This is a genomic window from Ramlibacter sp. MMS24-I3-19 (genome assembly GCF_050320135.1).
In the GTDB taxonomy this organism is placed as follows: Bacteria; Pseudomonadota; Gammaproteobacteria; order Burkholderiales; family Burkholderiaceae_C; genus Ramlibacter.
This window is the reverse complement of sequence record NZ_CP190017.1, coordinates 1258179-1277500: the sequence shown is the minus strand read 5'-3', so window position 1 is coordinate 1277500 and position 19322 is coordinate 1258179. Positions and strand designations below refer to the sequence as shown.

The following is a 19322-nucleotide window of genomic DNA, read 5'->3' as shown; positions in this document are numbered from 1 at the left end:
AACAGCCATACCCTTGGGACCGGCTACAGCCCCAGGATGAGATGAGCCGACATCGAGGTGCCAAACACCGCCGTCGATATGAACTCTTGGGCGGTATCAGCCTGTTATCCCCAGAGTACCTTTTATCCGTTGAGCGATGGCCCTTCCATACAGAACCACCGGATCACTATGTCCTGCTTTCGCATCTGCTCGACTTGTCAGTCTCGCAGTTAAGCACGCTTATGCCATTGCACTATCGTCACGATGTCCGACCGTAACTAGCGTACCTTCGAACTCCTCCGTTACGCTTTGGGAGGAGACCGCCCCAGTCAAACTGCCTACCATGCACTGTCCCCAGCCCGGATAACGGGTCTCAGGTTAGAACCTCAAACACACCAGGGTGGTATTTCAACGTTGGCTCCATGCGATCTAGCGACCGCACTTCAAAGCCTCCCACCTATCCTACACAGATCTGTTCAAAGTCCAATACAAAGCTACAGTAAAGGTTCATGGGGTCTTTCCGTCTTTCCGCGGGGAGATTGCATCATCACAAACATTTCAACTTCGCTGAGTCTCGGGAGGAGACAGTGTGGCCATCGTTACGCCATTCGTGCAGGTCGGAACTTACCCGACAAGGAATTTCGCTACCTTAGGACCGTTATAGTTACGGCCGCCGTTTACTGGGACTTCGATCAAGAGCTTGCACCCCATCACTTAATCTTCCAGCACCGGGCAGGCGTCACACCCTATACGTCCACTTTCGTGTTTGCAGAGTGCTGTGTTTTTATTAAACAGTCGCAGCCACCGATTTTTTGCAACCTCATTGGGCTCCATCCGCGAGGGACTTCACCTACTAAAGGCACACCTTCTTCCGAAGTTACGGTGTCAATTTGCCGAGTTCCTTCTCCCGAGTTCTCTCAAGCGCCTTAGAATACTCATCTCGCGCACCAGTGTCGGTTTGCGGTACGGTCGTGTGTAGCTGAAGCTTAGTGGCTTTTCCTGGAAGCAGGGTATCACTCACTTCGGCGGCAAGCCGCCTCGTTATCACCTCTCATCTAAGCCCGGCGGATTTACCTACCAGGCACGACTACAGGCTTGAACCGGGACATCCAACACCCGGCCGAGTTAACCTTCTCCGTCCCCACATCGCACTACACATCGGTACAGGAATATTGACCTGTTTCCCATCAGCTACGCATCTCTGCCTCGCCTTAGGGACCGACTCACTCTACGCCGATGAACGTTGCGTAGAAAACCTTGCGCTTACGGCGAGCGGGCTTTTCACCCGCTTTAACGCTACTCATGTCAGCATTCGCACTTCTGATACCTCCAGCATCCCTCTCGAGACACCTTCACAGGCTTACAGAACGCTCTCCTACCACTTGCACTTGCGTGCAAATCCGCAGCTTCGGTAACTGGCTTAGCCCCGTTACATCTTCCGCGCAGGACGACTCGATCAGTGAGCTATTACGCTTTCTTTAAATGATGGCTGCTTCTAAGCCAACATCCTGACTGTTTTAGCCTTCCCACTTCGTTTCCCACTTAGCCAATTTTAGGGACCTTAGCTGGCGGTCTGGGTTGTTTCCCTCTTGAGTCCGGACGTTAGCACCCGGTGCTCTGTCTCCCAAGCTGTACTCTTCGGTATTCGGAGTTTGCATAGGTTTGGTAAGTCGCCATGACCCCCTAGCCTAAACAGTGCTCTACCCCCGAAGGTAATACTTGAGGCACTACCTAAATAGTTTTCGGAGAGAACCAGCTATTTCCAAGTTTGTTTAGCCTTTCACCCCTATCCACAGCTCATCCGCTAGTTTTGCAACACTAGTCGGTTCGGACCTCCAGTACCTGTTACGGCACCTTCATCCTGGTCATGGATAGATCACTTGGTTTCGGGTCTACACCCAGCGACTGGACGCCCTATTCGGACTCGGTTTCCCTGCGCCTTCCCTATTCGGTTAAGCTTGCCACTGAATGTAAGTCGCTGACCCATTATACAAAAGGTACGCCGTCACCCTTGCAGGCTCCGACTTTTTGTAAGCATGCGGTTTCAGGATCTATTTCACTCCCCTCCCGGGGTTCTTTTCGCCTTTCCCTCACGGTACTAGTTCACTATCGGTCGATTACGAGTATTTAGCCTTGGAGGATGGTCCCCCCATCTTCAGACAGGATTTCACGTGTCCCGCCCTACTTGTCGCTAGCTCAGTACCACACGTCTGTTTTCACGTACGGGGCTATCACCCGCTATGGCCGGCCTTTCCAAGCCGTTCCGTTAACAGTCGTGCTATCACTAGCAGGCTCTTCCGATTTCGCTCGCCACTACTTTCGGAATCTCGGTTGATGTCTTTTCCTCGAGCTACTGAGATGTTTCAGTTCACCCGGTTCGCCTCGCATGACTATGTATTCATCATGCGATACCCCTAAGGGTGGGTTTCCCCATTCGGAAATCTCCGGATCAAAGCTTATTTGCCAGCTCCCCGAAGCTTATCGCAGGCTATCACGTCCTTCGTCGCCTGTAATCGCCAAGGCATCCACCACATGCTCTTATTCACTTGACCCTATAACTTTGACCCCTCTCACGAGGATTCGTAGTTCATCAAGGAATTGCGAGGTCTTTCACCTCGCGCGTTATGCCGTCTTCATTCGAATTGCTTCGAAGTGAAGTTCATTTGACGCAATCAAAAATTGTTGACAACGGCACGGTCCGCCATGAAGCGGTTTCCGCTGTCAACGCTGATTCGACTCTATGAATTGTTAAAGAACAGCCGATTGGTGCCAGGCAATCCTGGCGCCAACAACAAAGAAGCCTCTTGCGAAGCCGCTTTGGTGTTGATCAAAGTAATTGGTGGAGGATGACGGGATCGAACCGACGACCCCCTGCTTGCAAAGCAGGTGCTCTCCCAGCTGAGCTAATCCCCCAGGTTTGCTGACGGGATGGTGGGTCTGGTTGGTCTCGAACCAACGACCCCCGCCTTATCAAGACGGTGCTCTAACCAACTGAGCTACAGACCCAAGCCGGTCGCTAGCAACTCAGACTGCAATTGCAGCCTGGCCGTTGGCGACAACCTTCCAACAACCGATAAGTGTGGGCGTTCAATTTGAACTGCTGTTTTCCAGAAAGGAGGTGATCCAGCCGCACCTTCCGATACGGCTACCTTGTTACGACTTCACCCCAGTCACGAACCCTGCCGTGGTAATCGCCCTCCTTGCGGTTAGGCTAACTACTTCTGGCAGAACCCGCTCCCATGGTGTGACGGGCGGTGTGTACAAGACCCGGGAACGTATTCACCGTGACATTCTGATCCACGATTACTAGCGATTCCGACTTCACGCAGTCGAGTTGCAGACTGCGATCCGGACTACGACCGGTTTTATGGGATTGGCTCCCCCTCGCGGGTTGGCAGCCCTTTGTACCGGCCATTGTATGACGTGTGTAGCCCCACCTATAAGGGCCATGAGGACTTGACGTCATCCCCACCTTCCTCCGGTTTGTCACCGGCAGTCTCATTAGAGTGCCCTTTCGTAGCAACTAATGACAAGGGTTGCGCTCGTTGCGGGACTTAACCCAACATCTCACGACACGAGCTGACGACAGCCATGCAGCACCTGTGTTACGGTTCTCTTTCGAGCACTTCCACATCTCTGCGGAATTCCGTACATGTCAAAGGTGGGTAAGGTTTTTCGCGTTGCATCGAATTAAACCACATCATCCACCGCTTGTGCGGGTCCCCGTCAATTCCTTTGAGTTTCAACCTTGCGGCCGTACTCCCCAGGCGGTCAACTTCACGCGTTAGCTTCGTTACTGATCCAGTGAAGGACCAACAACCAGTTGACATCGTTTAGGGCGTGGACTACCAGGGTATCTAATCCTGTTTGCTCCCCACGCTTTCGTGCATGAGCGTCAGTGCAGGCCCAGGGGATTGCCTTCGCCATCGGTGTTCCTCCGCATATCTACGCATTTCACTGCTACACGCGGAATTCCATCCCCCTCTGCCGCACTCCAGCGATGCAGTCACAAATGCAGTTCCCAGGTTAAGCCCGGGGATTTCACACCTGTCTTACATCACCGCCTGCGCACGCTTTACGCCCAGTAATTCCGATTAACGCTTGCACCCTACGTATTACCGCGGCTGCTGGCACGTAGTTAGCCGGTGCTTATTCTTACGGTACCGTCATTACGCCGAGGTATTAACTCAGCGCGTTTCGTTCCGTACAAAAGCAGTTTACAACCCGAGGGCCTTCATCCTGCACGCGGAATGGCTGGATCAGGCTTGCGCCCATTGTCCAAAATTCCCCACTGCTGCCTCCCGTAGGAGTCTGGGCCGTGTCTCAGTCCCAGTGTGGCTGGTCGTCCTCTCAGACCAGCTACAGATCGCAGGCTTGGTGAGCCTTTACCTCACCAACTACCTAATCTGCCATCGGCCGCTCCAATCGCGCGAGGTCTTGCGATCCCCCGCTTTCATCCGTAGATCGTATGCGGTATTAGCTACGCTTTCGCGTAGTTATCCCCCACGACTGGGCACGTTCCGATGTATTACTCACCCGTTCGCCACTCGCCACCAGGGTTGCCCCCGTGCTGCCGTTCGACTTGCATGTGTAAAGCATTCCGCCAGCGTTCAATCTGAGCCAGGATCAAACTCTACAGTTCGATCTTGATTTGTTTGCCTCTTTCGAGGCCACTCATTTGGAATCGACAAGGTCGCTTCATCTCTGAAGCTATCTTGTCTATCTATGAGCGTTTGTAGGTCCTTGCGGACCCAGTTCCGAAGAACTTGGCAGTCGCCATCAAACGCCCACGCTTATCGGCTGCATGTTGTTAACGAACCTCGGCGCTCCACTCAGCGTTTCCGCCTTGCTTTGCTTGCCCGCTGCGATCAGCGAAGCCTTCGATTATGACAGAGTTTTGAGCGATCCGTCAACCGCTGCCGCTTACTTTTTTCTCGCCGCCTCGACTGTTGCCGAAGCGAAAACAAGAACTGAAGCAGCCGGGTGAACATCTCTCAACGTCACCCGAAGAACCGCCGCCACGTCTCGCCAGCGCCCTTGTCGGACCCAAGCTCAATCGCGATCAGCAGAGCCCGCTATTGTAGGCCGAAACCTGCATGCCGGTCAACCCGTCGGGTTGCGCTCTTCTTCTGAGCCGCTGACGTCACCGCTTGCGCAGCGCTCATCAACAGAGCCAGCGACTATAGCAGGCCCGGGGCATGCGCCCGCCGGTGATGCACTCTCTTACGAATCCAGCCCGGCGAGCGGAAGAGTGCGGATACGTTGTCCAGTCAACGCAAACAGCGCATTTGCCAACGCAGGCGCGACCGGCGGCACCCCAGGCTCACCAACGCCGCCCGGAGGACGCTCGCTGGCGACGATCCATGTCTCCACCTTCGGGGCAGAGGCGACCGCAGCATCGGGTAGTCCGGGAAGTTCCTCTGCTGCACGCGCCCTTCATGGATATCGATGCGGCCGTGCAAAGCCGCAGTGAGCCCGAAGACGATCGCACCCTCCATCTGCTGGGCCACGATGCCAGGGTTGATCACCGTGCCGCAGTCGATGGCGCAGACGACGCGGTGGACGCGTGGCCGCCCCTGCTCAAGGGACAGCTCGACGACCTGGGCGACCACGCTGCCGAACGACTCATGGAGGGCGACCCCGCGGGCGCGCCCTTCGGCCAGCGGCGATCCCCAGCCAGCGCGTTGGGCCGCCAGCTCCAGCACGGCGAGATAACGCGGCGCGCCCTTCAGCCAGCGCCGCCGGAATTCCACCGGATCCAGCTTTGCATGCGCTGCAAGCTCGTCGACGAACGACTCGGCGAAGAACGCATTGTGGGAATGGCCCACCGACCGCCAGTAGCCGACCGGCACGTGGCTGCGCGTCGCGACATGCTCCATCCGCTGGTTCGCGACGCCGTAAGGCAGATCGAAGATGCCCTCCACCGTGGTCTTGTCCGGCAGGTCGACCGGGCCCGACAGCGACGGCATCGCGCGCTCGAACCACCGCGGCGTGATCGCGTCCCCGGCGGTCTTCACGCGCAGGCTCTGCCATTGGCCAGCGGCATCGAAGGTGGCGCGAAGCATCGCCACCTGCATCGGCCGGTAGAAGTCATGCGTCGTGTCTTCCTCGCGCGGCCACAGCAGTTGCACCGGCGCGCCGCCGGCGTCCATGGCAATTCGCACGGCCTGGGCCACGTAGTCGACCTCGAGCCGCCGACCAAACCCACCGCCCAGCAGCGGCACATGCACGGTGACCTGCGACGGCGAGACGCCCGCCACGCGCGCCGCGACGTCGCGAGCCATCAACGGCACCTGCGTCGGGGCCCAGACTTCCACCCGCCCCTCGGCGACGCGCGCGGTGCAATTCATGGGCTCCAGCGTCGCGTGCGCCAGGTAAGGCGCGGCGTACCAGGCCTCCACACGATGCGCAGCACCGGACTCGGCGAGGGCCACATCGCCGTGGTCATGGAACACGTGACCGCCCTCTTCCTGCACGGCGCGCTTCAGGCCCTCGGCGATCTGCTGCGAGTCCAGCGCGCCGGCCGGCCGCTGTTGCCACTCGACGTCCACTGCGGCGACGGCCTGCATCGCGTGCCAGGACGTCCGGGCGATCACCGCGAAGCCCGCCGTCGACCCGGCATACGCCGGCAGGCGCACCAGCCGCTCCACGCCCGGCAGGGCCATGGCTGCGGTCGCGTCGATGCGTCCCGGCGAGCCGCCCAGCATCGGGCAGAGGCGCAGCGCCGCGAACTTCAATCCCTCCGGCCGCATGTCGATGCCGAAGCGGGCGCTCCCGTCGACTTTCGATGGCACGTCCAGACGTGGGGCGGGACGCCCCAGCAGCCGCCACTGCTCCCGCGGCTTGAGCTGCACGGACCCGGGCGGCGTCGCAGCTGCATAGCGCGCCAGCGCCGCATACGCAGCGCTCTGTCCCGATGGGTGCGACACGACCCCGTCGCTCACGGTCAGTTCATCGACGGGCAGCCGCCACTGCAGCGCGGCCGCTCCCAGCAGCGAGGCGCGTGCGGTCGCCGCCGCCATGCGCACGACCTCCCACGCATCGACCACGCTGGTGGATCCGCCGGTGGCGTTGATGCCGAGCTCCCGCGCCGCCTTGCCAACCACCCAGCGCGCCGCCTTGGCGCGCCCGAAGCCGTCCTCGCGTTCGTCATCCAGGGGGCGGAACGGCAGGCCCGCCGTGAGCATCGCCACGTTGCCGTAGATCGCATCGGTGCCGGCGCGCTCGATGCGGATGCGTGACAGCGGCACGTCCAGTTCCTCAGCCGCCAGCATCGGCAGCGCGGTGTACACGCCCTGCCCCATCTCGCTTCGCGGCATCGCGAGCACGATCTCGCCGTCCACGCCCACCTTGAGCCAGCCGTTGAGCGCCACCTCGCCTTCGGCGGGCAGCATCAGCCCCGGCGACCCAAGTCGCGACCGCTGCGGCAGCGCCAGCCATCCGACAACCAGGGCGCCCGCGCCGGCCGTGCCGGCCAGCAGCAAGGTCCTGCGCCTCACGCGTTGCCTCCTGCAGAGGCGCGCTTGATCGCGGCGCGCACGCGCTGGTAGGTGCCGCAGCGGCAGATGTTCGTGATCGCCTCGTCGATGTCGGCGTCGGTGGGCCTCGGCTTGCGATCCAGCAGCGCCGCCGCCGCCATGAGCATGCCGCTCTGGCAATAGCCGCATTGCGGAACCTGTTCGGCGATCCACGCGGCCTGCAGCGGGTGCGGCTTGCTGCCGGTCCCCAGGCCTTCGATGGTGGCCACCCGCCTGCCGGCGGCCGCGGACACCGGCGTGACGCACGATCGCACCGCTTGCCCGTCCAGGCGCACCGTGCACGCCCCGCACGCGGCGACCCCGCAACCGTACTTCGTGCCCGTCAGGTGCAGCAGGTCGCGCAGGACCCACAGCAGGGGCATGGCCGGATCGGCGTCGACCTCCATCGGCTGGCCATTGACTTGTAGTTGCACAGCGCCTCCTCGCACGCACTATATCGAGCACCTGAGCCAGCCCTGCCGCCCGCGTCCGGATAATCCGCGGCTCGATGGCGCTCCTCACCCTCCTCAATGCCCAGCTCGCGTTCGGGCACGTTCCCCTCCTCGACCACGCCGAGTTCGCGCTCGAAACCGGCGAGCGCGTGGGCCTGATCGGCCGCAATGGCGCCGGCAAGTCCTCGCTCCTGAAGATCCTCGCCGGCATGGAACGCGTGGACGACGGCACCTTGCAACTGCAGCAGGGACTGAAGATCGCCTATGTCGCGCAGGAGCCGACGCTGGCGCCCGAGGCGACGGTGGCCGAGGCCGTGCGCGAAGGCCTGGCCGGCGTCCTCGCGCTGATCGACCAGTACACGCGCAACGAAGGTGACCTCGATTCGCTGCAAGGCCGCATCGAGGCGCAGGACGGCTGGTCGTGGCAGCAGCGGCTGGACGAAACGCTGCACCGCCTGCACCTCGATCCGCAGGCGCGCGTGGGCACCCTGTCCGGCGGCACGCGCAAGCGCGTCGCCCTGGCGCAGGCCCTCGTGACGCGGCCCGACGTCCTGCTGCTCGACGAGCCGACCAACCACCTGGACCTGGAAGCGATCGCCTGGCTGGAAGGCCTGCTGGTCGACTTCAAGGGCAGCGTGGTGACCATCACCCACGACCGCGCCTTCCTCGATCGCGTGGCCACCCGCATCGTCGAACTCGATCGCGGCCACCTGCGCTCGTACCCGGGCAACTTCAGCCGCTACCTGGTGCTCAAGGACGAGCAGCTCGCGCAGGAAGCGGTCGTCAACGCCAAGGCCGACAAGCTGCTGGCCCAGGAGGAAGTGTGGATCCGCAAGGGCGTCGAGGCGCGACGCACCCGGGCCCAGGGCCGCATCACGCGGCTGGAACACCTGCGCCAGCAGCGCCAGCAGCGCCGCGAAGCGCTCGGCCGCGTGCAGATGGACGTCGCCTCGGGTGCGCCCAGCGGCAAGATCGTCGCCGAGCTGGCGCATGTGTCGAAGTCGTTCGGCGATCGCGTGATCGTGCGTGATTTCAGTGCCACCCTCCTGCGCGGCGACAAGGTCGGCCTGATCGGCCCCAACGGCGCGGGCAAGACCACGCTGCTGAAGCTGATCCTCGGGGAGCTCGCCGCCGACAGCGGCAAGGTGCGGCAGGGCGCCAACCTGCAGGTCGCGTACTTCGACCAGATGCGCGACGCCCTCGACCTCGACGCCACGCTGGAGGACTTCATCAGCCCCGGCAGCGAGTGGATCGAGATCGGCCGCCAGCGCAAGCACGTCAAGAGCTACCTGGGCGACTTCCTGTTCTCGCCGGCCCGCTCGGCCTCGCCCGTGCGCTCGCTGTCCGGCGGCGAGCGCAACCGGCTCCTGCTCGCGCGCCTGTTCGCGCGGCCGGCCAACGTGCTGGTGCTCGACGAACCCACCAACGACCTCGACATCGACACGCTCGAACTGCTCGAGGACCTGCTGCAGTCCTACGACGGCACCGTGTTCCTCGTCAGCCACGACCGCACGTTCCTGGACAACGTGGTCACCAGCACGATCGCCTTCGAGGGCGACGGGCGATGGCGCGAATACGAAGGCGGCGTGCAGGACTGGCTCACGCAATCGCAGAGGTCGCTCGCCCTGGCAGCCGCGCCTGCGGCCAGTCCGGCACCTGCCAAGCCCGCGCTCGCAACTGCGGCAGCACCGGCAGCGCAAGCCGCACGGCGCAAGCTGAGCTACAAGGAGCAGCGCGAGCTCGAAGCGCTGCCCGGCCTGATCGACGGCCTCGAACAGGAACAGGCGCAGCTGAACGCCGAGCTGGGTGACGGCACCCTGTACGCCACCGACCCGGGTCGCGCAGCCCAGCTCGCGGCCCGCAGCGCTGCCATCGAGGAGGAGCTCATGACCGCCCTGGAGCGCTGGGAAGCACTCGGCGCCCTGTAAGGCAGCGCCCGCCTGAACTTGCGGCCACGGCTGACCTGCCGGCAGCCCCAAGGGCAGCGCCCGCGATCTACAGTGGCCCAGCCATGCTGGTCTTCCGTGCACCGTCCCCGTTCGCCCTGCTTCGTGCCCACGCCATGCGCTGGGTGGCCATCCTGCTGCTGTGCACCTCCACGGTCGGCTGCGCGAGCGTGCCGGACAACGTACCGCGCACGCCCTCGCATGCGCTGGAGACGCCGGAGGACACCGCGCTCGGCAAGCTGGTCGTCGCGCGACGCGGCTCCGCACGCAGTGACTCCGGATTCATGCTGCTGTCCAGCGTCGACCTTGCGTTCGGCGGCCGGGTCGCGCTGATCGACGCGGCGCAGCGCACGCTGGACCTGCAGTACTACGCGATCCACGCGGACAGCAGCACCGAGATCCTGCTCGAGCACCTGCGCGCCGCGGCCCAGCGGGGCGTCCGCGTGCGCATCCTGCTCGACGACTTCAACACCGCCGGCGAGGACGCGCAGGTGCTGCGCCTCGCGTTCGTCAAGGGCGTGGAGATGCGGCTGTTCAACCCGCTTCCCGGTTCGCGCGGCTCCCTCGTGGGCAAGATCCTCGGGTCGCTGCACCAGGCCGACCACATCCAGAAGCGCATGCACAACAAGCTGTTCATCGCGGACAACGCCTGGGGCATCGCGGGCGGCCGCAACCTCGGCGATGCGTACTTCGGCGGCGATGGCGAGAGTGCATTCGTGGACCTGGACGTCCTCGCCGCCGGCGCCGTCGTCAAGCAGATGTCGTCCAGCTTCGACCGCTACTGGAACAACGACCTGGCCTATCCCGTGCACACGCTGCTGGACAAGCGGGACCTGGATCGCCTGGAGAAGAAGGAGCCGTCCAAGGAGCACGGTGAAGCCACGCCGCCCGCGAAGCCGGGCATGAAGAAGGTCACTGCGCAGCAGCAGCAGCAGCCGCAGGCGGCGGCGCCCTCGCCATCGCAACCCACCGTGCGCACGCAGCCCGGCCCGACGGTGTTGCCCAATGCGAGCCCGACACCCTCGCCGGCCCAGGGCCGCCCGCTCGACCTCCAGCAAGCCCCGCTGACGTGGGCCCCGGCCGCGCTGCTCGCCGACAAGCCCGGCAAAGTCGCGCCCGGCGACGACGAGGTCCAGGCGGGCGAGACGGTCGTCGACGGCCTGCTGCAGTTGGTGTCGCAGGCCCGGCAGGAGGTGCTGATCATCTCGCCCTACTTCGTGCCGGGCGCCGAGATGATGCGGCTGTTCGCCGAGCTTCGCGGCCGTGGCGTCGCCGTGCGCGTGCTGACGAATTCGCTCGCATCGAACGACGCGCCCGCCGCGCACGCGGGCTACAAGCGCTATCGAGAAGACCTCCTGAAGCTCGGTGTCGAACTGCACGAGATGCGGTCCGATCCGGCCACTGCCGGCCTGCAGACGTATGCGCCGCCGGCAGGCAAGGACGACCGCGGCGCCGCGCGGTTGGGCAGCGGCTCCGGCCCCGGCGGATCGAAGAGCGGCACCTCGCGCGCCAGCCTGCATTCCAAGGCGGTGATCATCGACCGGCGGCTCGCGGTGATCGGCTCGATGAACCTGGACCTGCGTTCGCAGCAGAAAAACAGCGAGGTGGCCTTGCTGATCCGCAGCCCGGCGCTCGCCGGGCAGGCGGCGAAGCTGATCGAGAACGCCTTCGCACACAGCTCGTACCGGGTCGAGTTGCGCGATGGCCACCTGCACTGGCTCGCACCGCAAGGCGCCTCCTTCCCTGATGCCACCAGCGAACCCGAGGCCGACTGGAAGCTCAAGCTGCTGGTCGACGTGCTGGCACCCATCGCGCCGGAACAGATGCTCTGACCGCGCCCGGGCCAGGCGCTACATCTTCCGGACCATCGCGGCGTAGGTCCGCCAGAACGTCGCGTCCTGCGTCGTCGCGAAGTTGATGCGCATCAGCGTGCTGGGCTTGCGCTCGGCATGGAACAGCGCACCGGGCGCGAGCAGGTAGCCCTCGTCCAGCATCCGCTGCGCCAGGGCATCGGTGTCCACGCCCGTGTCCACCCAGCCGAACAGCCCCGCAGGCTCGGCCGCGAATGTGCAGCCTGCCGCCAGTGCCAGCTTCACGCTGCGGCTGCGCGCCGCATCGAGCCGCGTGCGGATGCGCTCGGCGTGGCGCCGCAGCTGGCCCTGCTCGATGCACAGGGCGAGTGCCCGCTCCAGCAGCGCCGGCGTCGTCAGCGTGGCCAGCAGTTTGGTGTCGAGCAATTGCTCGATCAGGCTCGGATGCGCCGCGAGGAATCCCACGCGCCAGTTGGGCGCCAGGATCTTGGCGAAGCCGCTGACGTGGATGGTGCGCTGCAGGCCATCGAGCGCGCAGAGGCGCGTCGCGTGCTCCGGCGCGATGTGGCTGTAGGTGTCGTCCTCGACGATCACGAAGTCGTGCTGGTTGGCCAGCTGCAGCATCCGGTGCGCGCTGCCCGGCGTGAGGCTGTAGCCGGTCGGGTTGTGCAGCACGCTGACGCTCACGTACAGCTTGGGCTTGTGCACCTCGCAGTAGCGCGCCATCACCTCCAGGTCGGGCCCGTCCGGCCGGCGCGGCACCGGCAGCAGCCGCATCCCCAGCGCGGTGAGGCGCGCGAACTCCACGGCCCACCCTGGCTCCTCCACCATCACCGGATCGCCCGGGCGCAGCAGGCTGCGGCTGATGATGTCCAGCGCGTGCGTCGCGCCGACGGTGGTGATGATGTTTTCCGGGCCGGCGTGCACGTTCAGCGTGGCCAGCTTCTTGGACAGCGCACGCCGCAGCACGCTGTCACCCATCGGCTCGCCGTACTGCAGCGAGAACTCGTGCAGCGAGCGCGTGCCGGTCACCTTGCGCACGGCCGCGGGCATGAAGGTCGACTCCAGCCACTCGGGCGGGAACACGCCCATGCCCGGCTGCGGCTTGTTGCTCACCTTGTGGAACATGCCGCGGATCAGGGCCGTCGCGTCGATCGGCTTGTGGGCGCGCGACGTGGTGAAGCCGGTGGCGGTGGCCCAGGCCGCATTCAGCTGCACGGGCGCACCGTCGGCCGCCACCGGATCCCGCGACGCCAGCTCGCGCACGAAGAAGCCGCGGTTCTTGCGCGCCTCGACCAGCCCCTGCGCCAGCAGCTGGTCGTAGGCAGCCACCACGGTGGCGGGACTCACGCCCTGCTGCTGCGCGCACTGGCGCACCGACGGCAGCCGCGCGCCGGGCGCGAGCAGGCGGTCGCGGATCCGCTGCGCGAAGCGGCCCGAAAGCTGCTCGGTGAGCGACTGGGAAGCGGCCTTCATCAACATCGCGGGCTCCTGCGCTGTATTGCCAAACCGACCAATACAGACGCTGGCCTGAACCGGTCAACTGTACTGGTGGTGTACTGATCGGCGAGCTTACAGTGGCGGCCGTGGCGACGCAATCCGCGGGCAACCATGCCGGCCACGCGACTTCGAGGACTCCGCATGAAACCGAACGATCTCCCGTCCACGCCCTGGGTGCTGGCGCGCCGCGCCGCCCGGATGAATCCCTCCGTCATCCGCGAGATCCTCAAGGTCACCGAGCGGCCCGGCATCACCAGCTTCGCCGGCGGGCTTCCCTCGCCCACCACGTTCCCGGTCGCGGAGTTCGCCGCTGCCAGCGCGCAGGTGCTGCACGACGACGGCGCGGCGGCGCTGCAGTACGCGGCGAGCGAAGGCTTCGGCCCGCTGCGCGAGCGCATCGCGGCGATGCTGCCTTGGCCGGTCGACCCGGCACAGGTGCTCGTCACCACCGGGTCGCAGCAGGGACTGGACCTCGTGGCCAAGGTGCTGCTCGATCCCGGCTCCCGCGTGCTGGTGGAGACACCCACGTATCTCGGCGCGCTGCAGGCCTTCGCGCCGATGGAGCCGGAGGTCGTGCCGGTCGCGAACGACGAGCACGGCGTGCTGGCGAGCGACCTCGAAGCCAAGGCAAGCGGTGCGCGCTTCCTCTACCTGCTGCCGAACTTCCAGAATCCCACGGGCCGCACGATGTCGGCGGCCCGGCGCGACGAACTGTCGCAGGCCGCGCAGCGTGCGGGCGTTCCCATCGTCGAGGACAACCCGTATGGCGATCTCTGGTTCGACCAGCCGCCGCCCGCACCGCTGACCGCGCGCAATCCGCAAGGCTGCATCTATCTCGGCTCGTTTTCCAAGGTGCTCGCGCCGGGCCTGCGCCTGGGGTTCCTGGTGGCACCGCCGGCGCTCTATCCCAAGCTGCTGCAGGCCAAGCAGGCGGCCGACCTGCACAGCCCCAGCTTCAACCAGCGCATGGCGCATGCCGTGCTGCAGGGCGACTTCCTCGATCGCCACGTGCCGCGCATCCGCGCGCTGTACCGCTCGCAGCGCGACGCGATGCTGGCCGCGCTGCAGCGCGAGATGGCCGGCCTGGGCGTCGAATGGAACAAGCCCGATGGCGGCATGTTCCTGTGGGCGCGCCTGCCGCGCGGCCTGAGCGCGCTCGACCTGCTGCCCAAGGCGGTGGACCGCGGCGTGGCGTTCGTCCCCGGCGCGGCGTTCTATGCCGGCGATGCACCGGATGCGGACGCGCTGCGCACGCTGCGGCTGTCGTTCGTCACCGCGACCGTGCCGCAGATCGATGCCGGCATCGTCGCGCTCGCCGCGGTGATCCGCGAGGCGAGACGGCCGTGATGGTGCTGTGGGGACGGCTGTCCTCCATCAACGTGCGCAAGGTGGTGTTCACCTTGCAGCTGCTCGGCATCCCGTTCGAGCGCCGCGAGGCGGGCGGCACCTTCGGCGTCGTGCGCACGCCGGACTACCTGGCCCGCAACCCGAACGCGCTGGTGCCGCTGCTCGACGACGACGGCTACACGCTGTGGGAGTCGAACGTCATCGTGCGCTACCTGGCCGCCCGCGATGCCGACGGTGGTCTCTATCCGGCGGACCTGCGGCAGCGCTTCGATGCCGAACGCTGGATGGACTGGCAGCAGACCACGCTCAACGGCGCCGGCCGCGAAGCGTTCATCCAGCTGGTGCGCACCCCGGCCGAACAGCGCCGCCAGGCCGCCATCGACGCGTCGGTCGCGGCCACCGAGCCGCTGTGGGACATGCTGGACGTGCAGCTCGCGAAGCAGCCTTATCTCTCGGGGCAGGCGCTCACCGTCGCCGACATCCCGATCGCGTGCGAGATGCACCGCTGGCGCGGCCTGCCGCTGCAGCACCGCTCGCGGCCCCATCTCGAGGCGTGGTACGCGCGCATGATCGCGCTGCCCGCCGCACGCGGCGTGCTCGACCTGCCCCTGTCCTGATCCGGAGATCCCATGTCCCCACGTCCATTCCAGCAAGTCGATGTGTTCACGGCCGTGCCCTATCTCGGCAATCCCGTCGCAGTGGTTCTCGACGGACGCGGGCTGGCCACCGAGCAGATGCAGTCCTTCACCAACTGGACCAACCTGTCCGAAGCGACCTTCGTGCTGCCGCCGGAGCATCCCGGCGCCGACTACAAGCTGCGGATCTTCTGCCCCGGGCGCGAGCTGCCGTTCGCCGGGCACCCGACGCTCGGCAGCTGCCACGCGTGGTTGCGCGCGGGCGGCAGGCCGAAGGGCGAGCACATCGTGCAGGAGTGCGGCGTCGGTCTGGTGAAGATCCGGCGCGACGGTGATCGCCTCGCGTTCGCCGCGCCGCCGCTGCGCAAGAGCGGGCCGCTGGACGACGCCGATGTCGACCTCATTGCCCGCGGCCTCGGCGTGGAACGCAGCGACATCGTGGCGCACGCCTGGTGCGACAACGGCCCCAACTGGCGCGGAGTGATGCTGCGCGACGCTGCGCAGGTGCTCGCCCTGCGTCCCGACGCCTCGGTGCTGGCCGGGCTCGACGTCGGTGTCGTCGGGCCGCGGGGCAAGGTCGGCGTGGTCGGCTCCCGCAACGACGACTGCGCGTTCGAGGTGCGGGCGTTCCTGCCTGGCAACGCCGGCATGATCGAAGACCCCGTCACCGGGAGCCTCAACGCCGCGCTCGCGCAATGGCTGATCGGCGCCGCGCTCGCGCCCGATCGCTACGTGGCAGCGCAAGGCACGGCGCTCGGCCGCGCCGGTCGCGTCCACGTGCAGCGCGAGGGCGCCGACATCTGGATCGGTGGCGCCAGCGTCACCTGCATCGAGGGCCAGGTGCAGCTGTGACACCCACCGCGCGCATCGACCACCTCGTGGTCGCCGCGGACACGCTCGCGCAGGGCGAGGCGTGGTGCGAGGCCACGCTCGGTGTCGTGCCGGGGCCTGGCGGCCAGCATCCGCTCATGGGCACGCACAACCGTCTGCTGCGCATCGCGACCGTCGACCACCCGCGCGCCTACTTCGAGATCATCGCGGCCGACCCGGCGGTGCCGGTGGCGCCCGAGGGACGCCAGCGCTGGTTCGACCTCGACGACGCACGCGTGCGGCAGCTGCTGCGCGACGATGGTCCGCGGCTGCTGCACTGGGTGGTGCAGGTGCCCGACCTGCAGGCGGCCGTCGATGCGCTCGCCGCGCAGCACATCGATCGCGGGCGCATCCTGTCCGCCTCGCGCATGACGCCGCGCGGGCTGCTGCAGTGGCAGATCACGGTGCGCGACGACGGGCAGCGGCTGTTCGACGGTTGCCTGCCGACGCTGATCGCATGGGGCGAAACGCATCCGGCGTCCGGCATGCCGGACAGCGGCGTGAGCCTGCATCGCGTGACGGTCCGCCATCCACGTGCCGACGCGTTGCGGCGCGCGCTGGACGCGATCGGGCTGCAACGGATCGACGTCGCCGAAGGGGCTACGGCCCTGTGTGCCACCTTGCTCACGCCGCGCGGCACGGTCCGCCTCGCATCGGGCGGCATCTGATCGCAAACCGGCGCGGACCTCGGGCCGATGGGCTCCGCCCGACCGCCTGACACAGCGTCAGCACGGTCCTACACCACTGTCGGTGCGCCCCTCCTAGAGTGGCGGTCCGCGCCAGCTGCCGGGCGCCAGGAGCACTCCATGGACCGTGTCACCGGGCCGTTCGACGGCCACTTCGTCGCCAGTTCCGCCAGCGAGATCGGCGGGCGCTACCTCGGGTTCGCCAAGGTTTGCTGCCAGCGCCCCCGCAGTTTCTGGCTGGCGACGCTGTGCGAGCAACCCGGTTGCTGCGCCCACCTGTGTGGCGGCGGCCTGTTCGACACGCCCGAAGCGGCCCTGGCCAGCGCCGAGCTCATGGCGCAGAACCACCTGCGCAACCGGACGGTGGACGTGGCCACCGCAGGCGACGCAGCGATGGCGCTGGAGCCGACGCCGCTCGCACAGCGTCTCTAGCGGCGCGCTCGCGCCTACTTCGACGCGCTCTTGCGGGCGCTGCTCTTCTTCGCGGTCGTCTTGCGACCCGTGGACTTGCGGGCGGTCGTCGACTTGCGCGCGGTCGTCTTCCTTGCCGTCGACTTGGCCGCGGTCTTCTTCGCCGGCGTCTTCCTGGCCGTGGTCTTCTTCGCGGTCGTCTTCTTCGCGGTCGTCTTCTTTGCTGGCGTCTTGCGCGCGGTGGACTTCTTCGCTGTCGTCGACTTGCGCGCCGTCGAGGTCTTCTTCGCCGGCGCCTTCTTCGCTGTGGTCTTGCGCGCGGTGGTCTTCTTCGCCGCCGTCTTGCGTCCCGTGCTCTTCTTGGCCGGCACCTTGCCGCCCTCGCTGCGGGCCTCCGACAGGCCGATCGCGATGGCCTGCTTGGGGTTGGTGACCTTCTGCCCCGTGCTGCTGCGCAGCTCGCCATGCTTCATCTCGTGCATGGCCTCGTGGACCTTGTCGTGCGACTTCTTGCCGTAGCGGGCCATGGGCGCTTTCTCCTTGTTGAAAGGACCCCGATCACAACCTGAGCCGCGATCCCCTGCGTGCCAGCGGGAGCCGTCCGATCGCGTCAGCGAATGCTGTCGACAGTCGCTCATGGGACCAGGGCCCGCGGCAGCGCTCGCGACAATGGCGGCATGGGAACGCTCTATCTCGTGCGCCACGGGCAGGCCTCGCTGGGCGCGGACGACTACGACCAGTTGAGCGCGCTCGGCCTGCGCCAGTGCGAGCTCCTCGGCGAGTACTTCGCGCAGCAGGGCATCACGTTCGACGCGCTGATCGCAGGGACGCTGCGGCGCCACAAGCAGACGCTGGCCGGCATCCTGCAGGGCATGCGCCACCAGGACGAGCACCTGCCCTGGGCCGGCCTGAATGAATACGACAGCGAGGCCGTGATCGCCGCGATCCATCCGCAGCCCCTGGTGCGGCCCGACACGCCGGAGCTGGTGCGCCAGCACTTCCGCCTGCTGCGCGAAGGGCTCGCGGCCTGGATGGAGGGCCGCACGCAACCGGAACGCATGCCCTCGTATCCCGACTTCGTGAGCGGCGTCGTCGGCGCGCTGGACCACGTGCGGGCCAACCACTTCGGCCGACGCGTGCTGGTCGTCAGCAGCGGCGGCCCGATTTCCACTGCGGTCGCGCAGGTCCTGGGTGCCGCGCCCGCCGCGAGCATCGAGCTGAACCTGCGCCTGCGCAACACGTCGGTCACCGAGTTCGCCTTCAACCCCAAGCGCCTCTCGCTCGTGACGTTCAACACCTTGCCGCACCTGGATGCACCGGGTCTTCGCGCATCGGTGACGTACGCCTGAGCTTGCTTGCGTAAACTGGCGGCGATGGAGACCTCACTGCCGAGCCAGCAGGGCGCCGACGGATGGCGCGTGATCTGCCTCTGTGCCGCCTGGTGCGGCGTGTGCCGCGAGTGGACGCCGGTGTTCGAGCAGCTCGCCGCGACGCATCCGCAGGTGCAGTTCGCCTGGGTCGATGTCGAGGACGAGGCCGACGCGATGGGCGACGTCGACATCGAGACCTTCCCCTCGCTGCTTGTCGCGCACGGATCGCGCGCGCGCTTCTTCGGACCCGTCCAACCGTCGTCCACGCAAGTCGCGCGGCTGCTCGACAGCCTGATTTCCTCACCTGCAACAGAGCGTGCGACAGCCCCCGAAGCGGGTGCATTGCTCGCGAGACTCGACACGCTCGTGCTCTCGAAAAAATAGCAGCGGATACAGGCGTTGTCTGGATGTAACCCAGCAAGGCCCTTTCCTACAGCGCTCAGCACCGAGCCCTGACGAGCGCTTCTCTGCGTTGCCCTCCCAATGCCTCCCATGGTCGGCGCCAAGGCGCCGCCATGCATCTTCCATCCAAGCTTTTTAGGAGTACCCAGATGGCATCGAACAATCAAGGCAACCAGGGCAAGTCGAACCGAGGATTCGCCTCGATGGATCCGGAGCGCCAGCGCCAGATCGCCAGCGAGGGCGGCAAGGCAGCACACGAGAAGGGCACGGCCCACGAGTTCACGTCGGAGGAAGCCCGCGAGGCTGGGCGCAAGGGTGGCCAGGCTCGCAGCCAGAATCGCAAGAAGGCGCAGTGAAGCGTCGCGCGCGGGACCTGCGCGGTCCCGCATCTGCTGC

Annotated in this window: 15 protein-coding genes, 2 tRNA genes, 2 rRNA genes and 1 pseudogene (1 of these 20 only partly in view); 12 read left to right on the top strand and 8 right to left on the bottom strand. The window is 65.8% G+C overall.

Annotation, left to right across the window (positions count from 1 at the left end; translation table 11 throughout):
• Window positions 1–2531 (bottom strand): 23S ribosomal RNA (locus ACPWT1_RS06285); it reaches 347 nt to the left of the window's first position.
• 151 nt (window positions 2532–2682) lie between these two features.
• Between ACPWT1_RS06285 and ACPWT1_RS06280 the strand changes: the two genes are divergently transcribed.
• On the top strand, window positions 2683–2829 hold the full coding sequence (locus ACPWT1_RS06280; RefSeq protein WP_427914529.1) for a hypothetical protein: 147 nt from the start codon (window positions 2683–2685) through the stop codon (window positions 2827–2829).
• On the opposite strand, the gene ACPWT1_RS06275 is transcribed toward ACPWT1_RS06280, so the two are convergent.
• From ACPWT1_RS06275 to ACPWT1_RS06265, 3 genes are all read right to left on the bottom strand, one after another.
• Window positions 2817–2892, bottom strand: a tRNA-Ala gene (locus tag ACPWT1_RS06275). The two genes, ACPWT1_RS06280 and ACPWT1_RS06275, sit on opposite strands and share 13 nt — an antisense overlap.
• 16 nt (window positions 2893–2908) lie before the next feature.
• Window positions 2909–2985, bottom strand: a tRNA-Ile gene (locus ACPWT1_RS06270).
• A gap of 105 nt (window positions 2986–3090) precedes the next feature.
• Window positions 3091–4621 (bottom strand): 16S ribosomal RNA (locus ACPWT1_RS06265).
• Together the 16S and 23S rRNA genes with 2 tRNA genes alongside form the textbook arrangement of a ribosomal RNA operon.
• 162 nt (window positions 4622–4783) lie before the next feature.
• On the opposite strand from ACPWT1_RS06265, the gene ACPWT1_RS06260 reads away from it, so the two are divergent.
• Entirely contained in the window at window positions 4784–4966 is a 183-nt protein-coding gene (locus ACPWT1_RS06260) for a hypothetical protein (RefSeq protein WP_427914528.1), read from the top strand.
• Between the two features lie 236 nt (window positions 4967–5202).
• Here the strand turns inward: ACPWT1_RS06260 and ACPWT1_RS06255 are convergent.
• Together ACPWT1_RS06255 and ACPWT1_RS06250 are read right to left on the bottom strand one after the other, a co-directional pair.
• Window positions 5203–7478, bottom strand: a pseudogene (locus ACPWT1_RS06255) (molybdopterin cofactor-binding domain-containing protein).
• Window positions 7475–7930 carry a (2Fe-2S)-binding protein gene (locus ACPWT1_RS06250; protein WP_427914527.1) on the bottom strand — a complete coding sequence of 152 codons (456 nt, stop codon included), beginning with the start codon at window positions 7928–7930 and terminating at the stop codon, window positions 7475–7477. Before ACPWT1_RS06250 ends, ACPWT1_RS06255 begins: the two are co-directional and overlap by 4 nt.
• A 74-nt stretch (window positions 7931–8004) precedes the next feature.
• On the opposite strand from ACPWT1_RS06250, the gene ACPWT1_RS06245 reads away from it, so the two are divergent.
• Both ACPWT1_RS06245 and ACPWT1_RS06240 read left to right on the top strand, forming a co-directional pair.
• Window positions 8005–9876, top strand: a complete 1872-nt coding sequence (locus ACPWT1_RS06245) for an ATP-binding cassette domain-containing protein (RefSeq protein WP_427914526.1) — start codon at window positions 8005–8007, stop codon at window positions 9874–9876.
• Window positions 9877–9959: 83 nt separating this feature from the next.
• Window positions 9960–11726, top strand: a complete 1767-nt coding sequence (locus ACPWT1_RS06240) for a phospholipase D family protein (protein ID WP_427914525.1) — start codon at window positions 9960–9962, stop codon at window positions 11724–11726.
• 18 nt (window positions 11727–11744) lie between these two features.
• Here ACPWT1_RS06240 and ACPWT1_RS06235 read toward each other — a convergent pair whose 3' ends face one another.
• Complete coding sequence (locus ACPWT1_RS06235; RefSeq protein WP_427914524.1) at window positions 11745–13187, bottom strand: PLP-dependent aminotransferase family protein; 1443 nt, start codon at window positions 13185–13187, stop codon at window positions 11745–11747.
• 159 nt (window positions 13188–13346) lie between these two features.
• Between ACPWT1_RS06235 and ACPWT1_RS06230 the strand changes: the two genes are divergently transcribed.
• The 5 genes from ACPWT1_RS06230 (at window position 13347) to ACPWT1_RS06210 (ending at window position 17175) form a co-directional block, all read left to right on the top strand.
• On the top strand, window positions 13347–14552 hold the full coding sequence (locus ACPWT1_RS06230) for a PLP-dependent aminotransferase family protein (protein WP_427914523.1): 1206 nt from the start codon (window positions 13347–13349) through the stop codon (window positions 14550–14552).
• Window positions 14549–15169 carry a glutathione S-transferase family protein gene (locus tag ACPWT1_RS06225; RefSeq protein WP_427914522.1) on the top strand — a complete coding sequence of 207 codons (621 nt, stop codon included), beginning with the start codon at window positions 14549–14551 and terminating at the stop codon, window positions 15167–15169. Before ACPWT1_RS06230 ends, ACPWT1_RS06225 begins: the two co-directional genes overlap by 4 nt.
• Before the next feature lie 12 nt (window positions 15170–15181).
• Entirely contained in the window at window positions 15182–16039 is an 858-nt protein-coding gene (locus ACPWT1_RS06220; RefSeq protein ID WP_427914521.1) for a PhzF family phenazine biosynthesis protein, read from the top strand.
• Window positions 16036–16725: a VOC family protein gene (locus ACPWT1_RS06215; RefSeq protein WP_427914520.1), complete on the top strand. Its 690-nt coding sequence runs from the start codon at window positions 16036–16038 to the stop codon at window positions 16723–16725. Before ACPWT1_RS06220 ends, ACPWT1_RS06215 begins: the two co-directional genes overlap by 4 nt.
• A gap of 138 nt (window positions 16726–16863) precedes the next feature.
• Entirely contained in the window at window positions 16864–17175 is a 312-nt protein-coding gene (locus ACPWT1_RS06210; RefSeq protein ID WP_427914519.1) for a hypothetical protein, read from the top strand.
• 14 nt (window positions 17176–17189) lie between these two features.
• Here ACPWT1_RS06210 and ACPWT1_RS06205 read toward each other — a convergent pair whose 3' ends face one another.
• Window positions 17190–17681, bottom strand: a complete 492-nt coding sequence (locus ACPWT1_RS06205; RefSeq protein ID WP_427914518.1) for a histone H1-like repetitive region-containing protein — start codon at window positions 17679–17681, stop codon at window positions 17190–17192.
• A gap of 150 nt (window positions 17682–17831) precedes the next feature.
• Here ACPWT1_RS06205 and ACPWT1_RS06200 point away from each other — a divergent pair, with 150 nt between their 5' ends.
• From ACPWT1_RS06200 to ACPWT1_RS06190, 3 genes are all read left to right on the top strand, one after another.
• Entirely contained in the window at window positions 17832–18503 is a 672-nt protein-coding gene (locus ACPWT1_RS06200) for a histidine phosphatase family protein (protein ID WP_427914517.1), read from the top strand.
• A 24-nt stretch (window positions 18504–18527) separates the two neighbouring features.
• A complete protein-coding gene (locus ACPWT1_RS06195; RefSeq protein WP_427914516.1) occupies window positions 18528–18908 on the top strand; it encodes a thioredoxin family protein in 381 nt (126 codons plus the stop codon).
• A gap of 167 nt (window positions 18909–19075) precedes the next feature.
• Window positions 19076–19282 (top strand): KGG domain-containing protein, encoded by a 207-nt coding sequence (locus ACPWT1_RS06190; protein ID WP_427914515.1) that lies wholly within the window; start codon window positions 19076–19078, stop codon window positions 19280–19282.
• Window positions 19283–19322 lie beyond the last annotated feature (40 nt).